The organism is Aquamicrobium zhengzhouense (genome assembly GCF_016124105.1).
Lineage (GTDB): Bacteria > Pseudomonadota > Alphaproteobacteria > Rhizobiales > Rhizobiaceae > Aerobium > Aerobium zhengzhouense.
Window position 1 is genome coordinate 202965 of sequence record NZ_JADGMQ010000006.1, and the last position, 6528, is coordinate 209492.

8 protein-coding genes are annotated in these 6528 nt (G+C 63.1%); 2 read left to right on the plus strand and 6 right to left on the minus strand.

All coding sequences use genetic code 11. The features are described 5' to 3' along the window. Positions 1 to 26 precede the first annotated feature (26 nt). The 4 genes from arsB to IOD40_RS11020 are packed head-to-tail and all read right to left on the minus strand — an operon-like array spanning position 27 to position 2690. Complete coding sequence (gene arsB / locus IOD40_RS11005; protein ID WP_005015323.1) at positions 27 to 1046, minus strand: ACR3 family arsenite efflux transporter; 1020 nt, start codon at positions 1044 to 1046, stop codon at positions 27 to 29. Between the two features lie 44 nt (positions 1047 to 1090). Further along, a complete protein-coding gene (locus tag IOD40_RS11010) occupies positions 1091 to 1597 on the minus strand; it encodes an arsenate reductase ArsC (protein ID WP_000140066.1) in 507 nt (168 codons plus the stop codon). After that, positions 1594 to 2361, minus strand: a complete 768-nt coding sequence (arsH, locus tag IOD40_RS11015; protein WP_001239389.1) for an arsenical resistance protein ArsH — start codon at positions 2359 to 2361, stop codon at positions 1594 to 1596. Before arsH ends, IOD40_RS11010 begins: the two co-directional genes overlap by 4 nt. After that, complete coding sequence (locus IOD40_RS11020) at positions 2358 to 2690, minus strand: ArsR/SmtB family transcription factor (protein ID WP_000447876.1); 333 nt, start codon at positions 2688 to 2690, stop codon at positions 2358 to 2360. Before IOD40_RS11020 ends, arsH begins: the two co-directional genes overlap by 4 nt. 121 nt (positions 2691 to 2811) lie before the next feature. On the opposite strand from IOD40_RS11020, the gene IOD40_RS11025 reads away from it, so the two are divergent. After that, positions 2812 to 4527, plus strand: a complete 1716-nt coding sequence (locus tag IOD40_RS11025; RefSeq protein WP_000935451.1) for a Mu transposase C-terminal domain-containing protein — start codon at positions 2812 to 2814, stop codon at positions 4525 to 4527. 2 nt (positions 4528 to 4529) lie between these two features. Continuing rightward, the gene (locus tag IOD40_RS11030; RefSeq protein WP_001381192.1) at positions 4530 to 5522 is read left to right on the plus strand and encodes a TniB family NTP-binding protein; all 993 of its coding nucleotides are present in this window, start codon (positions 4530 to 4532) and stop codon (positions 5520 to 5522) included. Here the strand turns inward: IOD40_RS11030 and IOD40_RS11035 are convergent. Further along, positions 5491 to 5991, minus strand: a complete 501-nt coding sequence (locus tag IOD40_RS11035; protein ID WP_000376623.1) for a GNAT family N-acetyltransferase — start codon at positions 5989 to 5991, stop codon at positions 5491 to 5493. The two genes, IOD40_RS11030 and IOD40_RS11035, sit on opposite strands and share 32 nt — an antisense overlap. Positions 5992 to 6118: 127 nt before the next feature. Beyond that, on the minus strand, positions 6119 to 6528 hold a 410-nt coding region (locus IOD40_RS11040), incomplete at its 5' end, for a dihydropteroate synthase (protein ID WP_000629540.1).

Consider the following 6528-nt stretch of genomic DNA (forward strand, 5'->3'; position numbering starts at 1 on the left):
TTTCCTCAGTTTTTTCCTACTCATGTTCAACCTCGTTCGTACCAGCTCTTCGAGCGATTCACCACGCGCACGACCAGCAGCATCACCGGCACTTCGACCAGGACGCCGACCACGGTTGCCAATGCAGCGCCGGAGTGCAGACCGAACAAGCTGATGGCGGCCGCCACGGCCAGCTCGAAGAAGTTGCTGGCACCGATCAGGGCCGAAGGACAGGCGACAGAGTGCTTTTCCCCCGCCCGCTTGTTCAGCCAGTAGGCTAACCCGGAATTGAAGAACACTTGAATCAAGATCGGCACGGCTAGCATGGCGATCACTAACGGCTGCCGGATGATGGCCTCGCCCTGGAAGGCGAACAGTAGAACCAACGTCAGCAGCAGCGCGGCCATCGACCACGGCCCGATCTTCTGCATGGCCCGTTCAAAGGCGGCCTGTCCTTGCTTGAGCAGATGCCGCCGCAAGAGCTGCGCCAGGATCACCGGCACGATGATGTAGAGCACGACCGAAATCAGCAGCGTGTCCCAAGGCACCGAGATCGAGGACATGCCCAGCAGCAGGCCGACGATGGGCGCGAAGGCCACGATCATGATGGCGTCGTTCAGAGCCACTTGCGAGAGCGTGAAAAGCGGGTCGCCGTTGGTAAGGCGGCTCCACACGAACACCATTGCCGTGCAGGGCGCGGCGGCCAGCAAGATCAAGCCCGCGATGTAGCTGTCCAGTTGATCGGCCGGCAGGAACGGAGCGAACACTTGTCGGATGAACAGCCACCCCAGCAGGGCCATCGAGAATGGCTTGACGGCCCAATTCACGAACAGCGTGACGCCGATGCCGCGCCAATGCTCTTTGACCTGGTGCAGCGCCCCGAAGTCGATCTTGACCAGCATCGGGACGATCATTACCCAAATCAGCAGGCCCACCGGCAAATTGACCTGGGCCACTTCCATGCGGCCTATGGCCTGGAACACGTCAGGAAGGCCCTGGCCGAGCGCAACACCGGCGACGATGCACAGGGCCACCCACAGCGTCAGGTAACGCTCGAAGCCGCTCATCGGGGCCTGGCGCGGCTTCGCGGCGATGGCCTGTGCGCCGGCGCTCATGCTTCCTGCTCGGTCTTGCCGATGTTCGCCAGCTCGCGCTTGATGGCCGTCTGGTCAAGCATTTTGAGAGGCAGATTCACGAACAGGCGGACGCGGTTCATCATGTGCCGGAAGGTTTGTTCGAAGGCCCGGCGCTTCTCGGCGTCAGTGCCTTCGACGGCGGCCGGGTCTTCAAATCCCCAATGCGCCGAGATCGGCTGACCAGGCCACACCGGACACATTTCGCCGGCGGCGTTGTCGCAGACGGTGATGATGAAGTCCATCTTCGGTGCGTCGGGCGTGGCGTACTCGTCCCAGCTCTTGCTGCGCAGATTCTCGGTCGGGTAATTCACCGACTCCACCTTTTCGACGGCGAAGGGATTGACCTTGCCGGTTGGGTGACTGCCGGCGCTGTAGGCGCGGAAGCGCCCTTGCCCCATCGTGTTGATGAGAGCTTCGGCCATGATGCTGCGCGCCGAATTGCCGGTGCAGAGGATGAGGACGTTATAGATTCTTTCGGTCATGATGTTTCGCTTTCTGGTAGTGGCTGGGGAGCAATGGCGATGGATGAAAGATCGGTGGCCTCGTCGATGACGTGGCCGGCCGCTTTCCGTTCGGAATAGCGGTCTGTCAGTGCTTCACGGTGCGGCCGTACCAGCGCCGTGAAGCGCACCAGTTCTTCCATCACATCGGCTATTCGGTCGTAGTACGGCGAGGGCTTCATGCGGCCCGCCGCGTCGAACTCTTGGAACGCTTTGGCGATACTCGACTGGTTCGGAATGGTGAACATTCGCATCCAGCGGCCGAGCAGACGCAAGGTGTTCACGGCGTTGAAGCTCTGCGAGCCGCCGGATACCTGCATCACGGCCAGGGTGCGGCCTTGGGTCGGCCGGATGCCGGCCATTTCAAGCGGCAGATGGTCAATCTGCGCCTTCATGACACTGGTAATCTGACCGTGGCGTTCCGGGCTGCACCAGACTTGTCCCTCTGACCACTCGGACAGGGCGCGCAGCTCCTTGACGGCCGGGTGATCGTCGCTTTGCACTTGATCGGGCAACGGCAAATCGGACGGGTCGAAGATGCGTGTTTCTGCGCCAAAGAATTGCAGCAGCCGGGCCGCTTCCTCGACGGCCAGCCGTGAGAACGAGCGGGCGCGCAGCGAGCCATACAGCAGCAGGATACGCACCGGCGGGGCGTCGGGTGCCAGCCCGAGCGCCGGGCGCTCGATGGCAAAGGATTTGTCCAAAGCGGGCAAAGAATCGGGGTCGGAAAGATGGCGAAGTCTCATGCCAACACCTTCCCGGCTTCCGTGGTGCAAGACAGGTTGCACACCTGGCCGCCGCAGCAGTTTTCCGTGAGAAAGGCCACCAGGTTAGTGGCCGTCGAAAAGTTCGCCTCGTAGATCACAAATCGGCCTTCTTGCCGCGACGTGACCATGCCGGCGTGTGCCAGCTCTTTCAGGTGGAAGGATAGCGAAGACGGCGGGATGCCGGCCGCTTCGCTGATTTTTCCGGCGGCCATGCCGGCGGGGCCGGCCTGGACGAGAAGCCGGAACACCGCGAGGCGCGATTCTTGAGCGATGGCCGCCAGGGCGGCTACAGCATTTATCGTTTCCATGTTTCAATAATAGTCGTGTCATTTTCAGAAGACGACTGCACCAGTTGATTGGGCGTAATGGCTGTTGTGCAGCCAGCTCCTGACAGTTCAATATCAGAAGTGATCTGCACCAATCTCGACTATGCTCAATACTCGTGTGCACCAAAGCGAGGTGAGCATGGCGACGGACACCCCACGGATTCCAGAACAAGGCGTGGCCACTCTGCCTGATGAGGCTTGGGAGCGTGCGCGCCGTCGTGCGGAGATCATCAGTCCGTTGGCGCAGTCGGAGACGGTCGGGCACGAAGCGGCCGATATGGCGGCTCAGGCGCTGGGCTTGTCTCGGCGCCAGGTATACGTTCTGATCCGGCGTGCCCGGCAAGGCAGCGGCCTCGTGACGGATCTGGTGCCCGGCCAGTCCGGTGGAGGTAAAGGTAAGGGGCGCTTGCCGGAACCGGTCGAGCGCGTCATCCACGAGCTACTGCAAAAGCGGTTCCTGACCAAGCAGAAGCGCAGCCTAGCGGCCTTTCACCGCGAAGTCACTCAGGTGTGCAAGGCTCAAAAACTGCGAGTGCCGGCGCGCAATACCGTGGCCTTACGGATCGCTAGCCTTGACCCGCGCAAGGTCATCCGCCGGCGGGAAGGCCAGGATGCCGCTCGTGACCTACAAGGTGTGGGCGGCGAGCCTCCTGCCGTGACCGCGCCGCTGGAGCAGGTGCAGATAGACCATACGGTCATCGACCTGATCGTGGTCGATGACCGCGACCGGCAACCTATTGGCCGCCCGTACCTGACCCTCGCCATCGACGTGTTCACCCGCTGCGTGCTCGGCATGGTCGTCACGCTGGAAGCGCCGTCTGCCGTTTCGGTTGGCCTGTGCCTCGTGCATGTCGCCTGCGACAAGCGCCCTTGGCTGGAAGGACTGAACGTGGAAATGGATTGGCAGATGAGCGGCAAGCCCTTGCTGCTCTACCTAGACAACGCGGCCGAGTTCAAGAGCGAGGCCCTGCGCCGGGGTTGCGAGCAGCATGGCATCCGGCTGGACTATCGCCCGCTGGGACAGCCGCACTATGGCGGCATCGTGGAACGGATCATCGGCACGGCGATGCAGATGATTCACGACGAACTGCCGGGAACGACCTTCTCCAACCCTGACCAGCGCGGCGACTACGATTCCGAAAACAAGGCCGCCCTGACGCTGCGCGAGCTAGAGCGCTGGCTCACATTGGCGGTCGGCACCTACCACGGTTCGGTGCACAACGGCCTGCTCCAACCGCCGGCCGCGCGCTGGGCCGAGGCCGTGGCGCGTGTCGGCGTACCGGCCGTCGTCACACGCGCTACTTCGTTCCTGGTCGATTTTCTGCCGATCCTCCGGCGCACGCTGACCCGCACCGGCTTTGTCATCGACCACATCCACTACTACGCCGATGCGCTCAAGCCGTGGATTGCGCGGCGTGAACGCTGGCCGTCCTTTCTGATCCGGCGCGATCCGCGCGACATCAGCCGTATCTGGGTCCTGGAACCGGAGGGACAGCATTACCTGGAAATTCCCTACCGTACCTTGTCGCATCCGGCTGTCACCCTCTGGGAACAACGGCAGGCGCTGGCGAAACTGCGGCAGCAAGGGCGCGAACAGGTGGATGAGTCGGCGCTGTTCCGCATGATCGGCCAGATGCGTGAGATTGTGACCAGCGCGCAGAAGGCCACACGCAAGGCGCGGCGTGACGCGGATCGCCGCCAGCACCTCAAGACATCAGCTCGGCCGGACAAGCCCGTTCCGCCGGATACGGATATTGCCGACCCGCAGGCAGACAACTTGCCACCCGCCAAACCGTTCGACCAGATTGAGGAGTGGTAGCCGTGGACGAATATCCCATCATCGACCTGTCCCACCTGCTGCCGGCGGCCCAGGGCTTGGCCCGTCTTCCGGCGGACGAGCGCATCCAGCGCCTTCGCGCCGACCGCTGGATCGGCTATCCGCGCGCAGTCGAGGCGCTGAACCGGCTGGAAGCCCTTTATGCGTGGCCAAACAAGCAACGCATGCCCAACCTGCTGCTGGTTGGCCCGACCAACAATGGCAAGTCGATGATCGTCGAGAAGTTCCGCCGCACCCACCCGGCCAGCTCCGACGCCGACCAGGAGCACATCCCGGTGTTGGTCGTGCAGATGCCGTCCGAGCCGTCCGTGATCCGCTTCTACGTCGCGCTGCTCGCCGCGATGGGCGCGCCGCTGCGCCCACGCCCACGGTTGCCGGAAATGGAGCAACTGGCTCTGGCACTGCTGCGCAAGGTCGGCGTGCGCATGCTGGTGATCGACGAGCTGCACAACGTGCTGGCCGGCAACAGCGTCAACCGCCGGGAATTCCTCAACCTGCTGCGCTTCCTCGGCAACGAACTGCGCATCCCGTTGGTTGGGGTAGGCACGCGCGACGCCTACCTAGCCATCCGCTCCGATGACCAGTTGGAAAATCGCTTCGAGCCGATGATGCTGCCGGTATGGGAGGCCAACGACGATTGCTGCTCACTGCTGGCCAGCTTCGCCGCTTCGCTCCCGCTGCGCCGGCCTTCCCCAATTGCCACGCTGGACATGGCTCGCTACCTGCTCACACGCAGCGAGGGCACCATAGGGGAACTGGCGCACTTGCTGATGGCGGCGGCCATCGTCGCCGTGGAGAGCGGCGAGGAAGCGATCAACCATCGCACACTCAGCATGGCCTGTCGACAACCTCTCGCGCAACCAAGACATCGCGGTCGGACTGCAAGTGATCTTGAAGCCACGGGCCCGTCCCACCCCGACATGGACCTCGATGCCCGAACGGACGTTAGATTTCGAGTTCTAGGCGTTCTGCGATGAAGGTTGGATCCCAGCCGGGATTGAAAGTGTCGACGTGGGTGAATCCGAGCCGCTCGTATAGGCCACGCAGGTTCGGGTGGCAGTCGAGCCGCAGCTTGGCGCACCCCTGCGTTCGCGCGGCATGGCGGCAAGCCTCGATCAGCGCGGAGCTGACACCCCGGCCCGCATGTGTCCGTCGCACCGCGAGCTTGTGCAGATATGCGGCCTCCCCCTTGAGGGCGTCGGGCCAGAACTCGGGATCCTCGGCCGACAAGGTGCAACAGCCGACGATGCCGTCGCTGCAACTCGCGACTAGGAGCTCGGATCTCAGGACGAAGGTCTCCGCGAATGTCCGGTCGATCCGCGCGACGTCCCAGGCGGGCGTTCCCTTGGCGGACATCCACGCCGCAGCGTCGTGCATCAGCCGCACAACCTCGTCGATATCACCCGAGCAGGCGACCCGAACGTTCGGAGGCTCCTCGCTGTCCATTCGCTCCCCTGGCGCGGTATGAACCGCCGCCTCATAGTGCAGTTTGATCCTGACGAGCCCAGCATGTCTGCGCCCACCTTCGCGGAACCTGACCAGGGTCCGCTAGCGGGCGGCCGGAAGGTGAATGCTAGGCATGATCTAACCCTCGGTCTCTGGCGTCGCGACTGCGAAATTTCGCGAGGGTTTCCGAGAAGGTGATTGCGCTTCGCAGATCTCCAGGCGCGTGGGTGCGGACGTAGTCAGCGCCATTGCCGATCGCGTGAAGTTCCGCCGCAAGGCTCGCTGGACCCAGATCCTTTACAGGAAGGCCAACGGTGGCGCCCAAGAAGGATTTCCGCGACACCGAGACCAATAGCGGAAGCCCCAACGCCGACTTCAGCTTTTGAAGGTTCGACAGCACGTGCAGCGATGTTTCCGGTGCGGGGCTCAAGAAAAATCCCATCCCCGGATCGAGGATGAGCCGGTCGGCAGCGACCCCGCTCCGTCGCAAGGCGGAAACCCGCGCCTCGAAGAACCGCACAATCTCGTCGAGCGCGT

Coding starts and splice junctions, on each gene's coding strand:
- arsB (WP_005015323.1), bottom strand. CDS start 1,046: ATGAGCGGCTTCGAGCGTTACCTGACGCTGTGGGTGGCCCTGTGCATC.
- IOD40_RS11010 (WP_000140066.1), bottom strand. CDS start 1,597: ATGACCGAAAGAATCTATAACGTCCTCATCCTCTGCACCGGCAATTCG.
- arsH (WP_001239389.1), bottom strand. CDS start 2,361: ATGAGACTTCGCCATCTTTCCGACCCCGATTCTTTGCCCGCTTTGGAC.
- IOD40_RS11020 (WP_000447876.1), bottom strand. CDS start 2,690: ATGGAAACGATAAATGCTGTAGCCGCCCTGGCGGCCATCGCTCAAGAA.
- IOD40_RS11025 (WP_000935451.1), top strand. CDS start 2,812: ATGCTCAATACTCGTGTGCACCAAAGCGAGGTGAGCATGGCGACGGAC.
- IOD40_RS11035 (WP_000376623.1), bottom strand. CDS start 5,991: ATGGACAGCGAGGAGCCTCCGAACGTTCGGGTCGCCTGCTCGGGTGAT.